Source organism: Arthrobacter sp. P1_H7 (assembly GCF_056405215.1).
The window spans coordinates 1-16,373 of sequence record NZ_JBFUCO010000024.1 but is presented as its reverse complement, the minus strand read 5'-3'; the positions used below and the strand labels follow the sequence as shown (position 1 = coordinate 16,373).

The window sequence follows — 16,373 nt, the reverse complement described above, 5'->3', positions numbered from 1 at the left end:
GGCACCGCTTACGGCTGCCGCCCGGGTCCCCGATCTGACTCGCGGGTAACAAAATGGTTACTATTGAAGCTAACTGTCCGCTGATGATAGGTAGTATTTTGCGTTTCAAGACTGCAGTCGCCCTGGTGCTGCTCGGCCTCCTGACCCTCCTGGCCGGGATTGGCCAGAAGACGTTTTGGGCTCCCCCGGAGACGATTACGGCCACCGCTCCGGCCGGCACCGCCGCGCCGCTGACCGTCTTCGAGGAGAAGCTGAAGACTCTGCACCCCGGGACCGTGAAGATCCAGGTCAAGGGTGAAGGGGCCTTCCTGCTGGCCGCGGGACGGCCGGACGACGTCGACGCCTGGGTGGGTAAGACGGCCCACAACACCGTCGACGGCGTCTCGGAGGACGGCAAGGCGCTGCAGCTGACGCATACCGACGGCGAAGCTACCGCGCCGTCGCCCGCCGGATCGGATCTTTGGGTCACCACCGAGAACGCCACCGGCGAAATGGACTACGCGTGGAACGCGCCGGCCGACGGCGACTGGTCCCTCCTCCTCGCGGCGGACGGCACCAAGGCCGCCCCGATCTCCATCACGATGACTTTCCCGAACGACACCTCCACGCCCTGGGCCATTCCGCTCATGGTGCTCGGCGGCCTGCTGATCATCGCCGGCGGGGCGCTGCTGGTCCTCAAGCCGAAGTCAGGCAACCGTTCAGGCAACGGCACCGGCGGCGGCAGCACGTTCGCCCGCCGCGCGCAGGCCAAGGCCGCGGCACGCCGCGGGGATCAGGGCACGGCAGCAAGCACCCAGGAGACCGCAGCCCCCGAGACTGCACCGCAGCCGGCCACCCCCGAGAAAACAGGGCCGGAGAAAACCGCGCCGGAGAAAGCAGCGGCCGGTCAGAAGAAGGGTTCCGGCACCGCTCGCCGTTCCGGCATCGTGGTGGCCGTGCTGACCGCCGCTGCCGTCGCCGGAACGTCTGTAGCCGCCCAGGCCAGCCAGACGCCGTCGCCCAGTGCCCCGGCCTCCGACGGCGCGACGCCGGGCAGTTCCGCTGAGGGCCAGACCGGCGATGCGCCGGTGCTGCTGGACGCGCAGTTCCGCCGCGTCCTGGAACAGGTTGCCGGTGCCGTCGATGCCGGAGACGCTGCCAAGGACGCCGCAAAGCTGGCGCCGCGGGTGGCCAAGTCCGAACTCCAGGTGCGCACACAGAACTACAAGATCCGCTCGCAGGTCGGCTCCTACGAGGCCCGCATGCCTGTCCGCTCCACCAAGCTGCTGACCACGGTGGTCACCAACAAGCGCAGCTGGCCGCGCTCGGTCATGGCCGTGACGCAGGGCGAGGGCAACGTCGTCCCGCAGCTGCTGACCCTCACCCAGGCCTCCCCGCGGGAGAACTACAAGCTGGTCAGCAGCACCCCGCTGCAGCCGGGTGCCACCTTCCCGGGGATCGGGCGGGCCGGCACGGAGACGCTGGTTCCCGCGGACAAGACCGGACTCGCGTACAGCGGCGACGAAGCCCTCGCCGGGCTCGGTGACCGCCTGACCAAGGCCGACTCCACCTTCAAGGACAAGCTTGTCGAAGGCCAGTCCTCCCCGTACATCGCGGACACCCTCGCCTACCAGGCCGACGTCGTCAAATCAGGCGTCAACGGCACCTTCGCCTTCACCCACAAGGCGGCCGCGGACAACACTGTCGTGTTCCGTACCGCTGACGGCGGGGCCCTGGTCCTGGGACGGCTGAACTTCTCGTTCGACGGCACACCGAAGGCCGACGGGGACAAGCTCACCATCGGCGACGACGCGGCCGCCCTGGCCGGCGGCAAGGAGACCAGCACCGGCATGGTGCTGGACTTCGCAGAGTCCGTGGCTGTCTATGTTCCGCCGGCCGGTTCCAAGGATCCGATGAAGCTCGTGGCTGCCACCCGCGGCCTGGTCGGGGCCAAGTTCAAGTAGCCCCCGCAGGAACCTGCCCCCGCTGGGAATCACGGCAGGGGCACAGCACAGCAGACGACCGGGCCGCCATCGCGGCCCGGTCGTTGATGCGTGTGGCGTAGTGGATAGAGTGGAGCTATGACTACGCCAGCTTCCCGCCCGGTCCCGCCAGTTGCCGCCAGCCCGCTGAACCTGCGCGGCGCCGTCGATCTCTCCGCCCTGAAACAGCGGCCGGCGCCATCCGCACCCGGCGCTGCAGCCCCCGGCCCCGCGGGCCCCGCCGGTTCTGCCGGTGCCCCGGCAGAGCGCCCGGCCGACCATGCAGGCCGGCCGTTGCGCGTGGATGTGACCGAGGGCAACTTCCAGGAGCTCGTGGACCTCTCGGCCCAGGTGCCCGTGGTGATCGCCCTCTGGGCCTCCTACTCGCCAGGCTCCGGCCAGCTGGTGGACGTCCTGGAAGGCATCGTCGAGAGCTACGACGGCCGGCTGGTCCTCGGGGCCGCGGACATCGACGTCTTCCCGGAACTTGCCCAGGCGTTCCAGGTGCAGGCCGTGCCGACCGCCGTCGCCGTCGTCAAGGGCCAGCCCGTTCCGCTCTTCCAGGGCGGCGCGGACGGACAGCAGGTACGCAGCCTGTTCGATGAACTCCTCAAGGTCGCGGCCGCCAACGGCGTGACCGGACAGATCGGCGCCGGCGGGCCGGGCGGTGCGGAACCGGAGGCCCCGCCGTTGCCGCCGCTGCACCAGGCGGCGTTCGACGCGATCGAGGCCGGCGACTACGCGGCCGCGGCCGCCGCCTACCGTCAGGCCCTGAACGAGATGCCCGCCGATGCGGAGGCCAAGGCCGGCCTGGCGCAGGTGGAACTGATGGATCGCCTGCAGGCCATCTCCGGGCCCGAGGCAGATGCGCTGCGCCGGCGCGCCGCCGACGAGCCGGACAACCTCGAGGCCCAGCTCGGCGTTGCGGACCTGGATATCGCCGGCGGCCACATCGAGGACGGACTCGGCCGGATCGTGACGTTCATTGGCCGCAACTTCGGCCCGGAGCGGGAGACTGCCCGGGTCCGGCTGCTGGAACTCTTCGACGTCGTCGGCACCGGTGACGAGCGCGTCGCCAAGGCCCGCCAGGGACTGGCCCGGGTGCTCTTCTAGTGGGATCGGCACTCTTCGCGCCGCTGGATCTGAGGTCCCTGCGGCTGCAGCACCGCGGCTGGGTGTCCCCGATGTGCCAGTACAGCTGTGAACCCGAGACGGGCGAAGGCGTACCCACCGACTGGCACCTCATGCACCTGGGCTCCTTTGCCACCGGGGGAGCGGCCCTGATCCTCACCGAGGCCAACTCTGTGAACGCCGCGGGCCGGATCAGCCCCCGCGACGCCGGTCTCTACAACGACGACCAGGCCGCGGCCTGGGAACGCATCACCGCCTTCGTGCACCGCCACGGCACCGCGGAGACCAAGATCGGCACCCAGCTGGCGCACGCCGGCCGGAAGGCGTCCTCCTACTGGCCGTTCTCCGGCGCGAAGGGCAGCGTCCCGGCATCCGAGGGCGGCTGGGACACCGTGGGTCCTGGCGCGGGCGCGTTTGACGGCTACGCGCCGCCGTCGGCCATGACGGAAGCGCAGATCGACGGCGTGATCGCCGATTTCGCCGCGGCCGCCGTGCGGGCCGTTGACACCGGGTTCGACACGATCGAAATCCATGGTGCGCACGGCTACCTGCTGCACCAGTTCCAGAGCCCGCTGGTCAACGACCGCACGGACCGCTGGGGCGGGGACGAGGCGGGCCGGAACAGGCTGACGCTTGCTGTGGTGGACGCCGTCCGCGCGGTCATCCCGGACTCCATGCCCCTGCTGCTGCGGATCTCGGCCTCGGACTGGGCGCCGGGCGGGATCGAGGCTGACGCCTCGGTCCGGATGGCCGCTGCGGCCGCCGAGCGCGGAGTGGACCTGGTGGACGTTTCCAGCGGCGGGGCCGTTGCCCACCAGCAGATTCCCGTGGGCCCCGGCTACCAGACCGGGTTCTCCGCCCGGATCCGGCGCGAAACCGGGGTCAGGACCGGCACAGTGGGACTCCTGACGTCCGCCGGGCAGGCCGAGCACGCGGTGGCCACCGGCCAGGCCGACGGCGTGTTCATCGCCCGTGCCGCACTGCGGGATCCGCACTGGTGGCTGCGGGCCGCGTTCGAGCTCGGCCATGACCTGGCGTGGCCGCCGCAGTACGAGCGCGCCCTGCCCCGGCATTCGTTCTAGAACCGGCATTCGCTCCAGAACCGGCATTCATTCCAAAAGCAGTGGCCGGTTACCGGGCGTGAAAACGTACGCCTTGCGGACGATCCTTTTCGCGCCGCCGGGCGGTTAGTCTGGCGTCATGACATTCCAACCCCCTGGCCAGCAGGGACAGCCAGCCCCGCCCGGCCCGTCTTCGCCGCCGGTTCCTGCCCTGTCCCTGCTTGGCCTCGCCAAGCGCTTTGGCGACAAAATCGCCGTCGACGGAATCAGCCTGGACGTTCCGGCCGGCTCCTTCTTCGGGGTGGTCGGGCCCAACGGGGCCGGCAAGACCACCACTTTGTCCATGGCGACCGGCCTGATGCGCCCCGACTTCGGCACCGCGCTGGTCCACGGCGTCGACGTCTGGCAGCATCCGCTGGAGGCCAAGAAGCTGATGGGGATCCTGCCCGACGGCGTCCGGCTGTTCGACCGCCTCAGCGGCGAGCAGCTGGTCACCTATGCCGGCCTGCTGCGCGGAATGGAACGGGAGATGGTGGTGTCCCGGGTGGCGGAGCTGCTCGCGGCGCTGGACCTGGACAGTGACGCCGGCACGCTGGTGGTGGACTATTCCGCCGGCATGACCAAGAAGATCGCGCTGGCCTCGGCGCTGATCCACGCCCCGCGGCTCCTGGTCCTGGACGAGCCGTTCGAATCGGTGGATCCGATCTCAGCGGCGAACATCCGCGACATCCTGGACCGCTACGTTTCCTCGGGCGGAACGGTCATCGTCTCCAGCCACGTCATGGACCTGGTCCAGCGCATGTGCGACCACGTCGCCGTCGTCGCCGGCGGCCGGGTCCTCGCCGCAGGCACCGTGGAGGAAGTCCGCGCCGGCGCCAGCCTCGAGGACCGCTTCGTGGAGCTCGTGGGCGGCCGGAACCACACGGAGGGGCTGGAATGGTTGCGCACCTTCTGAGGCTCAAGCTGACCCTGCTGCGCAACAGTGTCCGGCGCAGCCCGTGGCAGCTGGTGGGCCTCGGGATCGGCGCCCTGTATGCCTTGGGAATCGTGGGTGTTTGCGTGGCCGGGCTGTTCGTCCTGCGCGGGGTGGAGATTGAACTCGCCCAGACCGTGGTGGTCCTCGGCGGCGCCACGGCATTGCTGGGCTGGGCCATCATTCCCGTCGCGGTTTCCGCCGCGGACATGACGCTGGACCCTGCCCGGTTCACCACCTTCGCCGTGCCCATGCCGCAGCTGCTGGCCGGGCTGGCCCTCGGCGGCCTGATCGGCATACCGGGTCTCGCAACTTCCCTTGTTGCACTCGCCACGGTGGGCACCTGGTCCCGCAGCCTGCCGGCCGCGGCCGGCGCCCTCGCCGGTGCCGTGCTGGGCGTGCTGAGCTGCATCGTGCTCTCCAAGGTCGTGACCACGGCCACGGCCGGACTGGCAACCTCCCGCCGCTTCAAGGACATCAGCGCCGTCGCCTTCCTCATCCCGCTCGTGCTCACGGGTCCCATCGTGGCGGGCATTGCGAGGGGAATCGCCGGTTCCGGTGATTTCCTGACCGGCCTGGCCCAGGCCCTGTCCTGGACGCCGGCCGGGGCGGCCTTCTCTCTCGGCGGCGAGCTCGCTGCCGGCAGCTACGCGGCCGCGGCCGTGAAATTCCTCATCGCCGTGGCCACTCTGGCGGGCCTGGCCCTGGCGTGGAAGCTCCTGCTGCAGCGCGCCCTCGTGACCCCGCCGTATGCCGGGACGTCCAAGCGTCGGACCGGCGGCACGGGCCTGTTCGGGCTGCTCCCGGCGACACCGGCCGCCGCCGTCGCCGCGAGGTCCCTGTACTACTGGCTACGCGATCCCCGCTACGCCGGCGCGCTCGTGGTCGTTCCGCTCCTGCCGGTGCTGTTCCTCTTCCAGGGCAGCCAGAGCGGGTTCTACGGCCCGTTCCAGTTTGTCGGGCCGCTGACGGCGTTCCTCCTGTCCTGGTCGATCTCCACGGACGTCTCCTATGACAGCACCGCCTTCGCCCTGCACGTGGCCACGGGGGTGCGCGGCGCCGACGACCGGCTCGGCCGGGCGCTGGCATGCCTGAGCTTCGCGCTGCCGGTGGTGGTCCTCTTCAGCGTCGGGCCGTTCTTCTTCACCGGCGACTGGGACAAGCTGCCCGCGGTCCTGGGCCTCTCCCTCGGCGTTCTCTTCACCGGCCTGGGCCTGGCCTCGGTGATCTCGGCGCGCTACACCGTGAGCGTCCCGCTGCCGGGGGACAGCCCGTTCAAGAAGCCTCCGGGCAACGTGGCCCAGACCCTCGCCGTGCAGTTCGGCGGCATGGCCGTGCTTCTGGTCCTCGTGGCGCCCGAGGCGGCGCTCGTGGCCGCACAGTTCATCACCGGCAGCTCCGTGCCGGGCTGGATCACTCTGGTCCTCGGGCCCGTGCTGGGCCTCGCACTCTTCGCCGTCGGTATCCGGACCGGCGGAGCATGGCTGGACCGGCGGGCACCGGAGCTGCTGGCACAACTGGCCGTCAACCGCTGACGGGTGCATGCTGGGAGTGCGCAGACTCGGACACCAGGTAGGTCAGCAAAGGCAGGACCATGGAAGTTGTCATCGTTCCCGGCAGCAAACAGATCGCGTCGCTTGCCGCCGATGCGGTGGAGGCCCTTCTCCGGCGCAAGCCCGACGCCGTCCTGGGCCTGGCGACCGGTTCCACGCCGCTGCCGGTCTACACCGAACTGGCGGCCCGGCACGAGCGGGCCGGCCTGGATTTCAGCCGGGTCCGCGCCTTCGCCCTGGACGAGTACGTGGGACTGCCGGCCGGCCATCCGGAGTCCTACCGCGAGGTGATCGCGCGCGAATTCACCGCCCGGGTGAACATCAGCCCGGACAACGTCCACGTGCCTGACGGGGCCGCGGCGGACATCCCGGCGGCCTGCCGGGCTTATGAAGACGCCATCCGCGACGCCGGGGGAGTGGACCTTCAGCTCCTCGGCGTCGGAACGGACGGCCACATCGGGTTCAACGAACCAGGCTCGTCGCTGGCGTCCCGGACGCGGATCAAGACCCTGATCGAGCAGACACGCCGGGACAACGCACGGTTTTTCGGCAGCCTGGCCGACGTGCCGCACCACGTCCTGACCCAAGGCCTGGGCACCATCCTGGATGCCCGGCACGTGATCCTGATTGCCACCGGCGCGCAGAAAGCCCAGGCCGTCCGGGACCTCGCGGAAGGCCCCGTCGCCGCCATCTGTGCGGCCTCGGTGCTGCAGTTGCACCCGCATGCCACCATCCTCCTGGACGAGGCGGCGGCGTCGTCGCTGCGGCTGGCGGACTACTACCGCCACAGCTACGACCACAAACCCGCCTGGCAGGGCCTCTAGGCCCCGCCGCCGGCACCCGGCGGGTCCGGCGGCGCCCTTCCAACGGCTAAGATGGGTGTCATGACTAGCATGACCGATCCTCTCGAAAACGATCCGATGCGCGAGCTCTCCGGAGCCGGGACGTCAACGGCCACGATCGAGCGCGAGGAACTGCGCCAGGAAGTTGAGCCCGGTGACCGGGAACGCTTCTCGCACTACGTGCGCAAGGAAAAGATCATGGAATCGGCGCTGACCGGTGAACCGGTGATCGCGCTCTGCGGCAAGGTCTGGACTCCGGGCCGGGATCCGCAGAAGTTCCCCGTCTGCCCCGAATGCAAGGAAGTCTACGAGGGCCTGCGCCCCGGAAACGACGGCGGCAAGGGCTCCGGCGACAAGTAAGGGCAATCAACGGAACAACAGGTTCCGTTAGCCGTCCCCGGACGGCGTTTCCCCATGGCGGCGCGCCGTCGCGCCCCCTGATTTCTGCTTTCCTGATTGCCGGTCCATGCTGTCCGGGTTCCGCCTGGTGCGGGGTTCCGCCGGGTCCATCCGAAAAAGATTGGTGTTTTTGTGCTTAATTGGGTTTCTCCGTCGGCTGCAGCCATGCGCGGATGGAGGGCGCCTTAATGACGGAGACACTTTTCGGCGGACCCACGCTTCCCCCCGCCTATCCCGAGCGGGCCGCCTGGGGCACCGCCCCCAAGCTGCGCGCCTGGCAGCAGGAGGCGCTGGACAGCTACTTCAGCACCCATCCCAAGGATTTCCTTGCGGTCGCAACCCCCGGCGCGGGTAAGACCACCTTCGCCCTGCGCGTGGCGTCCATGCTCATCGATTCCGGGGTGGTCAACCGTGTGACCATCGTGGCGCCCACCGACCACCTGAAGCGCCAGTGGGCCGACGCCGCTGCCCGGGTGGGCATCGCGATCGACCCGAACTTCAAGAATGCCGACGGCCAGCACGGCCGCGGGTTCATCGGCGTCGCTGTGACCTACGCCCAGGTGGCCAGCAAGCCCATGCTGCACCGGGCCAAGACCGAAGCCGCCCGCACGCTGGTGATCCTGGACGAAATCCACCACGGCGGCGAGGCCCTGTCCTGGGGTGACGGCCTTCGTGAGGCGTTCGACCCGGCGGCCCGGCGGCTCTCCCTGACGGGCACCCCGTTTCGTTCGGATACCTCGCCCATCCCGTTCGTGGAGTACGCCGAGGACCGCGACGGGATCCGGCGTTCCAAGGCCGACTACACCTACGGCTACGGCAAGGCGCTGCGCGACCACGTGGTCCGCCCGGTGATGTTCATGGCGTACTCCGGCCAAATGCGCTGGCGCACGAGCGCGGGGGACGAGATGGCCGCCTCGCTCGGGGAGTCGGCCGTCACGAAGGACATCACCTCCCAGGCCTGGCGCACCGCGCTGAACCCGGCCGGCGAATGGATCCCCGCGGTCCTGGCCGGCGCGGACAAACGTCTCAGCGAGGTCCGGCGCAGCGTCCCGGACGCCGGCGGCCTGGTCATTGCCACCGACCACGAGGACGCCCGCGCGTACGCCGGCCAGCTGAAGAAGATCACCGGCGAATCGCCCACCGTCATCCTCTCCGACGACGCGAAGGCCTCCAGCAAGATCGAGGAATTCACCGCCAGCGAGAAGCGCTGGATGGTGGCCGTCCGGATGGTTTCCGAAGGCGTGGACGTTCCCCGGCTGTCTGTCGGCGTCTACGCCACCTCGACCTCCACCCCGCTGTTCTTTGCCCAGGCGGTGGGGCGTTTCGTGCGTGCCCGCAAGCGCGGCGAGACGGCGTCGGTCTTCCTGCCCTCGGTGCCGCAGCTGATGGCGCTGGCCAACTCGATGGAGGCCGAGCGCGACCACGCCCTGGACCGCCCGGAGAAGGAAGACAGCGACGGCCTCTTCAATCCAGAGGATTCGCTCATGGACGAGGCGAACCGCGAGGAGAAGGCCTCCGACTCCCTGATGAAGGGCAAGTTTGAGGCCCTCGACTCCCAGGCGTCCTTTGACCGGGTGCTCTTCGACGGCGGCGAGTTCGGCACCGGCGGCGAGGTGGGCTCGGAGGACGAGCTCGACTTCCTCGGGATCCCCGGCCTGCTGGACGCCGAACAGGTCGGCACGCTGCTGCGCCAGCGCCAGCACGAGCAGCTGAACCGGAAGAACAGGCGCTCCCCGCAGGCTGATGCCTCGAGTGCCGCGGCGGCTGCCCCGGCCGTCCCGGACCACCGGATGCTCATGGACCTGCGCACCGAGCTGGCCAAGAACGTCGCGGCCTGGTCGGCCCGCACCGGGACCCCGCACGGCGTCATCCACACCAAGCTCCGGACCGTCTGCGGCGGCCCGGCCGTCGCACAGGCCAACGAGGAACAGCTGCAGACACGTCTGCGCAAGCTCCAGGACTGGTTCATCGGCCGGAAGTAGCCCCGCGCAGGGTTATGGGCAGGGGGCTATGAGCAGAGGCCACGAGAAGCAGGGCAACAAACAGAGGGACCAGTTCACTGTGAACTGGTCCCTCTGCTGTTTACTCTGCTGTGAATTTTGCTTCGGCTACTGGCCGGCGCCGCAGACCTGGCCGTAGGTCTGCCCTGCCGCGGTGTAGTCGGCCTTCATGTCCTCGAGCTTGGCGGTGTCCGGGGAGGGCTTGGCCGACTCGTCGAAGTACTCGATGATGGTCTGCAGCGGAGCCTGCAGGTCCTCGGATGCCGCCGCCTTGATGGGCCGCAGCTGGTTGGCGACCCTGGTCATGCCGGCCTTGTCCGACGTGGCCGACTGGGCGGAGACCACGGTCTTGACCCGGGCGCAGGTTTCCTCGTTGGTCAGCTGCGGCGTGGCCGAGCAGCCGGCCGCGCCGAGCAACGCTCCGGCGGCAATCAGGACGGTCAGGGTCTTCTTCATGGTGTACTCCGGGGTTCTACGGGACTGTCAATATGGCAAGACTGGCGATAGGGCAAGGATTTCGAGTCTACTGGCTCAGAGGACATCGACGCCGCCGAGCTCCATCTCGGCCACGGCGTCGTCCAGGTCCTCGGCAATGCCGACCGTCAAACCGCGCAGCACCGTGACGGAGTAGCCGGCCTGGACGGCATCCAGGGCGGTCGCCTTGACGCAGTAGTCCGTGGCGATGCCCACCACCACGATGTCCTCGACGTCGTGGCTCTGCAGCCAGTCGTCCAGTCCGATCGCATCCTCGCTGACCGCGAAATCACTGGCGGCGAAATCACTGCCGGCGAAGGAACTCACTGCGTCTTCGGCGCCGGCGCCGGTAACGGGCATGGCGCCGGGCTGGCGGTCACCGGTGGGGACGTCGTCCTCGGGGGCCAGGAGCCCTTCGAAGCCGGAGTAGGCCGCGGCGAACTGGCCCTTGCGGAAGTACGCCTGGATGTGTTCGGGATCGAGATCGGGATGCAGTTCGGCCCCGCGGGTGCCCGCCACGCAATGCCGCGGCCAGCTGTCCACGAGATCGGGGTCTTCCGAGAAGTGCGCACCCGGATCGATGTGCCAGTCCTGGGTGGCCACGACGTGGTCGAACTGGCCGTGGTGGGCGTCGACGTACTCGCTGATTTCCCCGGCCAGGCTTGCCCCGCCGGGGACGGCCAGGGCACCTCCCTCACAGAAATCGTTCTGGACGTCAACAATGATCAGGGCGCGGGACATTCAGTCCTCCTCGTAGATGGTGGGGATGGCCGCCTCGCCGCGCTGGAGCCGGTTGACCACCGCGGGAAGCTCCCGCATGGTCTCCGCGTGGCGGCGGCGCGCGCGCTGGACCCCCTCGGGCCCGGTCCACCCGGGCAGAAGCTCGCCGTTCTTGACGAACTGCTGCAGCAACGGACGGTCGTTGCCGTCGTCCTCCGGGTGATGGCCGACGCCGACGATTTCCGCCGTGGCGGTCCCGCGCTCGTTGAGCTTGCGCAGCGCGTACTTCCGGCCGCCCTTGCTGGCTTTGTTCTTGGCGGCCTTGGCGACGGAGATGAAATCGCCGGCGTCGTCGGTGCGGCTGACGAGCTTGTAGACCATGCTCGCCGTCGGGGCCCCGGAACCGGTCACGAGCGAGGTGCCCACGCCGTAGGAGTCCACCGGCGCGGAGGCCAGGGCCGCGATGGCGAATTCGTCGAGGTCTGAGGTCACCACGATTTTGGTGTGGTCGTTGCCGAGCTCGTCAAGGAGCTGGCGCACCCACTGGGCCTGGGCCACGAGGTCGCCCGAGTCCAGCCGGACCGCGCCCAGCTTGTCCCCGGCGAGGTCGACGGCGGTGCGGACGGCCGTTTCGACGTCGTATGTGTCCACCAGCAGGGAAGTGTCCGGCCCAAAGGCGGCAATCTGCGCCTCGAAGGCTTCGCGCTCGGTGTCATGGAGGAGGGTGAAGGAATGGGCGGCCGTGCCCACGGTCTTCAGCCCGTAGCGCAATCCGGCCTCCAGGTTCGAGGTGCTGTCGAACCCGGCAATGACCGCGGCCCGGGCGGCGGCGGCGGCCGATTCCTCGTGCGTCCGGCGCGATCCCATCTCGATGCACGGGCGGGTTCCGGCCGCGGAGATCATCCGGGAGGCGGCCGAGGCGATGGCGCAGTCGTGGTTGAGCACGGAGAGCAGGTATGTCTCCAGGATGCAGGCCTCAGCGAACGTGGCCTCCACGATCAGCACGGGGGAGTTCGGGAAGTACGCCTCACCCTCCGGATAGCCCCAGATGTCGCCGGAAAAGCTGTAGCCGGCCAGGTACTCCAGTGTCTGGTCGTTGACCACTTTGGTCCGGCGCAGGAAGTCCAGTTCCGGCTCGCCGAAGCGGAAGTTCGCGATCCCCTCCAGCAGGCGGCCGGTGCCCGCCACGATCCCGTAGCGGCGCCCGTCCGGGAGCCGCCGCGCGAAGGCCTCGAAGACCGATTTGCGGTGGGCTGCGCCGGACTGCAGGGCACCCTGCAGCATGGTCAGCTCGTAATGGTCGGTGTACAGGGACGTGCGGGGACGGTCCCAGCCAGCGGAGGTACTCACAAATTCACTCTAGTGTGCATCCCCATAGAATGGACAGATGACCCTCAGCGTTGCGCTCGGCCCCGACACACGGGAGAGCACCCAGACCGGAACAGTGACGTCCGGCGACGTCCTGACCGCCCCGGACGTCCCCTGGAACCTCGTGATCTGGAACGATCCCGTGAACCTGATGAGCTACGTGAGCTATGTGTTCCGCAGCTATTTCGGCTACTCGGAGGCCAAGGCCAACAAGCTCATGATGGAGGTCCACAAGAAGGGCCGCTCGATCGTGGCGCACGGCAGCAAGGAACAGGTGGAGCAGCACGCCGTCGCCATGCATGGCTACGGCCTCTGGGCGACGGTGGAAAAAGCCACGGGCGGCAACGCGAGCGGTTCCGGCAAAGGCAAGGGAAAACGTGGCTAAGGCATTCAAGTACGGGCTCAAGGGCATCAAAGGCTATCTGGAGCCGGCCGAGCGGGAACTGCTGCGCAGCCTTTTCGATGACGTCATCTCCATGCTGGAGCCGGAGCAGCGCGCCAACGAGGACCCGCTGGCGGCCTTGCTGGGCCTGGACACTGAAGCCCGCGAGCCGTCGGACCGCGCCATGCGGCGGTTGCTGCCGAACGTGATGAAGAACGACGACGACGCCTCCCTGGAGTTCCGCCGGTACACCGAGCGCTCGCTGCGCGAAAGCAAGATCGGCGCGCTGAAGGCGGCCGCCCTGAGCCTGGACCGGGAGAACCTCGTCCTGACCCCGGACGACGCCCGGCACTGGGCCACCGCGCTCAACGATGTCCGGCTGGTGCTGGCCGAACGCCTGGACATCCGTGACGACGCCGATGCCGACAACGTCCACCTCATGCAGGACTGGGCCCAGGCCGAGGACGTGGAAAGCTACCTGGCCCTGGTGTACAACTTCACCACGTGGCTGCAGGAGTCGCTGGTCCAGGCCATGGTGCACTCGCTCGATGCCCGGCGCTAAGCGGAGGCGGTAGCGTCAGAAACAGGCACGGACTGTATCTGTGGAAGCTCCTCGAATGCCGGCTTTGCGAACCAATATCCCTGAAACAAGCGGATGCCGGCTTCCTTCAGAATCCGGAACTCCGCCTCCGTCTCGATGCCCTCTGCGAGCACCGTGACGTCGAGCTCCTTGGCGATGCCGACGATGCCCGCAACGACAGCCTGGCGGGCCGGGCTGGTGTCGATACCTCGGATGAGCTTCATGTCGATCTTGATCAGGTCTGGCTGGAAATCGACCAGGAGGCCCAGCCCTGCATGACCGGCACCAAAGTCGTCGATGGCGGTGGTGAAACCATGCTTGCGGTATTCGGTGATGATGTTCGTGAGGTGGGCGGTGTCGGAAACCTCCTCATTCTCCGTGAACTCGAACATGATCGACGACGTCGGAAAGCTGCAACGCCCGGCTGCAAGCAGCGTCGCACGAAGGCACGCAGCCGGTTCGTAGACCGCGTTCGGCATGAAGTTGATGGAGAGAATCAAGTCCTCACCGGCAGGAAACAGCTGCGGTGCCAGCTCAATTGCCTTGACACGGCAGTCCTGGTCGAAACGGTACTTTTGCTCAGGTGCGACTCTAGACAGGACGTGAAAAGCCCCCTCGCCCGACAAGCCTCTGACCAGTGCCTCGTAGCCCCATACGCGACCAGCAACGGCGTCATAGATCGGTTGGAAGGCCATGCTGAAATCGAAGTCGAGCTTTGACGACGTCGTGCAGCCGTCGCACGTCATATGCGGTCCTTTCGCTGTTTCGTCCATCGTGGGTAGCACGACGGTCGCCGCCGACATCTCGACGGCGCCCACAGCATACATGGCGGGGACAGCGGCAGGCTGCCACCGATGAGCAGGGGTCTTCCCCGCGTTGCCCATCCGCCGGAAACCCGTGTGACCCATCAGACACGAGTTGCAGGACACAATGTGATGGCCGCGCCTGTAGTGAAGCCCTATCCTCGAATAATCATGACTTCAGCATCAAATACGGATCCGGCAGCGCCAGCTGCGGCGGAGACCGCAGCGGGCAGCGCCGGAAATGCCGGGCTGGCGTCGCGCCCCATCGGCGTCTTCGACTCCGGCGTCGGCGGCCTCACGGTGGCCCGGTCGATCATCGACCAGCTGCCCAACGAATCCATCCTGTACGTCGGTGACACTGCGCACGGCCCCTACGGGCCCCTTCCCATCGCCGAAGTCCGGGCCAACGCCCTCGGCGTCATGGACGAGCTCGTGGATTCCGGCGTGAAGCTGCTGACCATTGCCTGCAACTCCGCGTCCGCCGCCGTGCTGCGTGACGCCCGCGAACGGTACACGGCCCGGTACGGGATCCCCGTGATCGAGGTGATCCAGCCGGCCGTGCGGCGTGCCGTCGCGGCAACCCGGACGGGCCGGGTGGGCGTGATCGGGACCTCGGCCACGGTGGGCTCGCGCGCCTACGAGGACACCTTCGCCGCGGCCCCGGACCTGGAGATCACGTCCGTGGCCTGCCCGGCGTTCGTGCCGTACGTGGAGGCCGGGATCACCACCGGACCGGAACTGCTCGCCGTCGCGCGGGACTACCTGGCACCGCTCATTGCCGCCGGGGTGGACACCGTGGTGCTCGGCTGCACCCACTACCCGCTGCTCACCGGCGTGATCTCCTTCGTCATGGGCGAGGACGTCACGCTGGTTTCCAGCGCCGAGGAGACGGCCAAGGACGTCTACCGGGCTTTGGCCTCCCGGGGCCTGGAACGCACGGACGCCGCGGCGCCGGAGCACAATTTCATCGCCACCGGCGACGCCGCCCAGTTTGAGCACCTCGCCCGGCGCTTCCTGGGCCCCGAGGTTCTCAGTGTCCGCCACGTGGACCACGTCGCGGCACAGTACCCCACCGGCAGCCTCGCCCGGATCACCCCGGAGATGATCGCCGCCGCCCGGGCCGGCGCGGGCCGGCCGCGGATCTCGAACTTTGTGGGCGGATCCGCGGGCGGGGGACCACTGCTGTGAAGCTGACCATCGTGGGCTGTACCGGCTCCTTCCCGGGGCCGGGCTCGCCGGCGTCGTGCTATTTGCTGACCGCCAACGACGGCGAGCGGAACTGGAAGATCGTCCTGGACCTCGGCAGCGGGGCGCTCGGCGCCATCCAGCGCTACACGGACCTGGAGGACATTGACGCGATCTTCCTCACCCACCTGCACCCGGACCACTGCATGGACCTGTGCGGGCTCCATGTTGCCGTGCGCTGGAAGCCGGGCGGCTGGGGGCGGGGCAGGATTCCGGTGTGGGGGCCCGCCGCGACGGCCGACCGGATGGCCACGGCCTACGGGCTGGACCTGGACCCGGGTATGCACGAGGAATTCGACTTCAGTAACTGGTCCGAGCGCAAGCCGGTGAGCGTCGGCCCGTTCACGGTGACGCCTTACGCGGTGAACCATCCCGTCGAGGAGGCCTACGCCCTTCGCGTGGAGGTCACCGAGCCTGCGAAGGACGGCACGCCCGTGACCCGCATCCTGAGCTACTCCGGAGACACTGACTCCTGCGCGGGCCTGGAGGACGCCGCGCGGGATGCCGACCTCTTCCTGTGCGAGGCGGCGTTCGAGGAAGGCCGCGACGACGGGATCAAGGACGTGCACCTGACGGGCAAGCGGGCGGGGGAGGCCGCCGTCGCCGCGGGCGCGCGCCGGCTGCTGCTGACGCACATTCCCGTCTGGACGTCGCCGACCACCGTCATGGCGGAGGCCAAGGAGATCTTCGGCAAGGACGTGGCCGTCGCCGTCGCGGGTGTGCACTACACCGTCTAGCTGGCTATAGGTCGTGTCAAGTGCATGCCCCGGGCATGACGGTTCGCCCCGTGTGTCTGGCGGGCGTTCTGAGGTGTTTGTGGAGGCGGCGGTTTGGTGGCTGGGCCGGTGTGGTTCCGGGGGCGCCCACGCTGACTTATGCGA

At 68.6% G+C, this 16,373-nt stretch carries 16 protein-coding genes; 12 read left to right on the top strand and 4 right to left on the bottom strand.

Annotated elements, in window-relative coordinates:
* The first annotated feature begins 83 nt into the window (after positions 1–83).
* From AC1DXI_RS19155 to AC1DXI_RS19120, 8 genes are all read left to right on the top strand, one after another.
* Positions 84–1,943 (top strand): hypothetical protein, encoded by a 1,860-nt coding sequence (locus AC1DXI_RS19155; RefSeq protein WP_476939919.1) that lies wholly within the window; start codon positions 84–86, stop codon positions 1,941–1,943.
* A 117-nt stretch (positions 1,944–2,060) separates the two neighbouring features.
* The gene (locus tag AC1DXI_RS19150) at positions 2,061–3,074 is read left to right on the top strand and encodes a co-chaperone YbbN (protein WP_476939918.1); all 1,014 of its coding nucleotides are present in this window, start codon (positions 2,061–2,063) and stop codon (positions 3,072–3,074) included.
* Complete coding sequence (locus AC1DXI_RS19145) at positions 3,074–4,174, top strand: NADH:flavin oxidoreductase/NADH oxidase (protein ID WP_476939917.1); 1,101 nt, start codon at positions 3,074–3,076, stop codon at positions 4,172–4,174. The genes AC1DXI_RS19150 and AC1DXI_RS19145 overlap by 1 nt, the downstream gene beginning before the upstream one ends.
* A gap of 118 nt (positions 4,175–4,292) precedes the next feature.
* A complete protein-coding gene (locus AC1DXI_RS19140; protein WP_476939916.1) occupies positions 4,293–5,108 on the top strand; it encodes an ABC transporter ATP-binding protein in 816 nt (271 codons plus the stop codon).
* Complete coding sequence (locus AC1DXI_RS19135) at positions 5,090–6,661, top strand: transporter (protein ID WP_476939915.1); 1,572 nt, start codon at positions 5,090–5,092, stop codon at positions 6,659–6,661. Before AC1DXI_RS19140 ends, AC1DXI_RS19135 begins: the two co-directional genes overlap by 19 nt.
* A 59-nt stretch (positions 6,662–6,720) precedes the next feature.
* Entirely contained in the window at positions 6,721–7,503 is a 783-nt protein-coding gene (gene nagB / locus AC1DXI_RS19130) for a glucosamine-6-phosphate deaminase (RefSeq protein WP_476939914.1), read from the top strand.
* 60 nt (positions 7,504–7,563) lie between these two features.
* Positions 7,564–7,881, top strand: coding sequence for a DUF3039 domain-containing protein (locus AC1DXI_RS19125; protein ID WP_370122952.1), 318 nt, complete (start codon positions 7,564–7,566; stop codon positions 7,879–7,881).
* Positions 7,882–8,108: 227 nt separating this feature from the next.
* A complete protein-coding gene (locus AC1DXI_RS19120) occupies positions 8,109–9,902 on the top strand; it encodes a DEAD/DEAH box helicase (RefSeq protein WP_476939913.1) in 1,794 nt (597 codons plus the stop codon).
* A 126-nt stretch (positions 9,903–10,028) separates the two neighbouring features.
* On the opposite strand, the gene AC1DXI_RS19115 is transcribed toward AC1DXI_RS19120, so the two are convergent.
* The 3 genes from AC1DXI_RS19115 to AC1DXI_RS19105 form a co-directional block, all read right to left on the bottom strand.
* Positions 10,029–10,376: a hypothetical protein gene (locus AC1DXI_RS19115; RefSeq protein WP_026539606.1), complete on the bottom strand. Its 348-nt coding sequence runs from the start codon at positions 10,374–10,376 to the stop codon at positions 10,029–10,031.
* A gap of 75 nt (positions 10,377–10,451) precedes the next feature.
* Positions 10,452–11,135 carry an isochorismatase family protein gene (locus tag AC1DXI_RS19110; RefSeq protein ID WP_476939912.1) on the bottom strand — a complete coding sequence of 228 codons (684 nt, stop codon included), beginning with the start codon at positions 11,133–11,135 and terminating at the stop codon, positions 10,452–10,454.
* Positions 11,136–12,464: a nicotinate phosphoribosyltransferase gene (locus AC1DXI_RS19105; protein WP_018775729.1), complete on the bottom strand. Its 1,329-nt coding sequence runs from the start codon at positions 12,462–12,464 to the stop codon at positions 11,136–11,138.
* Between the two features lie 37 nt (positions 12,465–12,501).
* Between AC1DXI_RS19105 and clpS the strand changes: the two genes are divergently transcribed.
* A complete protein-coding gene (clpS, locus tag AC1DXI_RS19100; RefSeq protein ID WP_476939911.1) occupies positions 12,502–12,867 on the top strand; it encodes an ATP-dependent Clp protease adapter ClpS in 366 nt (121 codons plus the stop codon).
* Entirely contained in the window at positions 12,860–13,426 is a 567-nt protein-coding gene (locus tag AC1DXI_RS19095) for a DUF2017 domain-containing protein (protein WP_476939910.1), read from the top strand. Before clpS ends, AC1DXI_RS19095 begins: the two co-directional genes overlap by 8 nt.
* On the opposite strand, the gene AC1DXI_RS19090 is transcribed toward AC1DXI_RS19095, so the two are convergent.
* Complete coding sequence (locus AC1DXI_RS19090) at positions 13,423–14,262, bottom strand: EAL domain-containing protein (RefSeq protein WP_476939909.1); 840 nt, start codon at positions 14,260–14,262, stop codon at positions 13,423–13,425. The two genes, AC1DXI_RS19095 and AC1DXI_RS19090, sit on opposite strands and share 4 nt — an antisense overlap.
* Positions 14,263–14,418: 156 nt before the next feature.
* On the opposite strand from AC1DXI_RS19090, the gene murI reads away from it, so the two are divergent.
* Positions 14,419–15,435 (top strand): glutamate racemase, encoded by a 1,017-nt coding sequence (gene murI / locus AC1DXI_RS19085; protein ID WP_028276045.1) that lies wholly within the window; start codon positions 14,419–14,421, stop codon positions 15,433–15,435.
* The gene (locus AC1DXI_RS19080) at positions 15,432–16,229 is read left to right on the top strand and encodes an MBL fold metallo-hydrolase (protein ID WP_476939908.1); all 798 of its coding nucleotides are present in this window, start codon (positions 15,432–15,434) and stop codon (positions 16,227–16,229) included. The genes murI and AC1DXI_RS19080 overlap by 4 nt, the downstream gene beginning before the upstream one ends.
* Positions 16,230–16,373 lie beyond the last annotated feature (144 nt).

Bases quoted from the DNA above. Each gene is read 5' to 3' on its own strand.
- AC1DXI_RS19155 (WP_476939919.1), top strand. From the start codon at position 84: ATGATAGGTAGTATTTTGCGTTTCAAGACTGCAGTCGCCCTGGTGCTG.
- AC1DXI_RS19150 (WP_476939918.1), top strand. From the start codon at position 2,061: ATGACTACGCCAGCTTCCCGCCCGGTCCCGCCAGTTGCCGCCAGCCCG.
- AC1DXI_RS19140 (WP_476939916.1), top strand. From the start codon at position 4,293: ATGACATTCCAACCCCCTGGCCAGCAGGGACAGCCAGCCCCGCCCGGC.
- AC1DXI_RS19135 (WP_476939915.1), top strand. From the start codon at position 5,090: ATGGTTGCGCACCTTCTGAGGCTCAAGCTGACCCTGCTGCGCAACAGT.
- nagB (WP_476939914.1), top strand. From the start codon at position 6,721: ATGGAAGTTGTCATCGTTCCCGGCAGCAAACAGATCGCGTCGCTTGCC.
- AC1DXI_RS19125 (WP_370122952.1), top strand. From the start codon at position 7,564: ATGACTAGCATGACCGATCCTCTCGAAAACGATCCGATGCGCGAGCTC.
- AC1DXI_RS19120 (WP_476939913.1), top strand. From the start codon at position 8,109: ATGACGGAGACACTTTTCGGCGGACCCACGCTTCCCCCCGCCTATCCC.
- AC1DXI_RS19115 (WP_026539606.1), bottom strand. From the start codon at position 10,376: ATGAAGAAGACCCTGACCGTCCTGATTGCCGCCGGAGCGTTGCTCGGC.
- AC1DXI_RS19110 (WP_476939912.1), bottom strand. From the start codon at position 11,135: ATGTCCCGCGCCCTGATCATTGTTGACGTCCAGAACGATTTCTGTGAG.
- clpS (WP_476939911.1), top strand. From the start codon at position 12,502: ATGACCCTCAGCGTTGCGCTCGGCCCCGACACACGGGAGAGCACCCAG.
- murI (WP_028276045.1), top strand. From the start codon at position 14,419: ATGACTTCAGCATCAAATACGGATCCGGCAGCGCCAGCTGCGGCGGAG.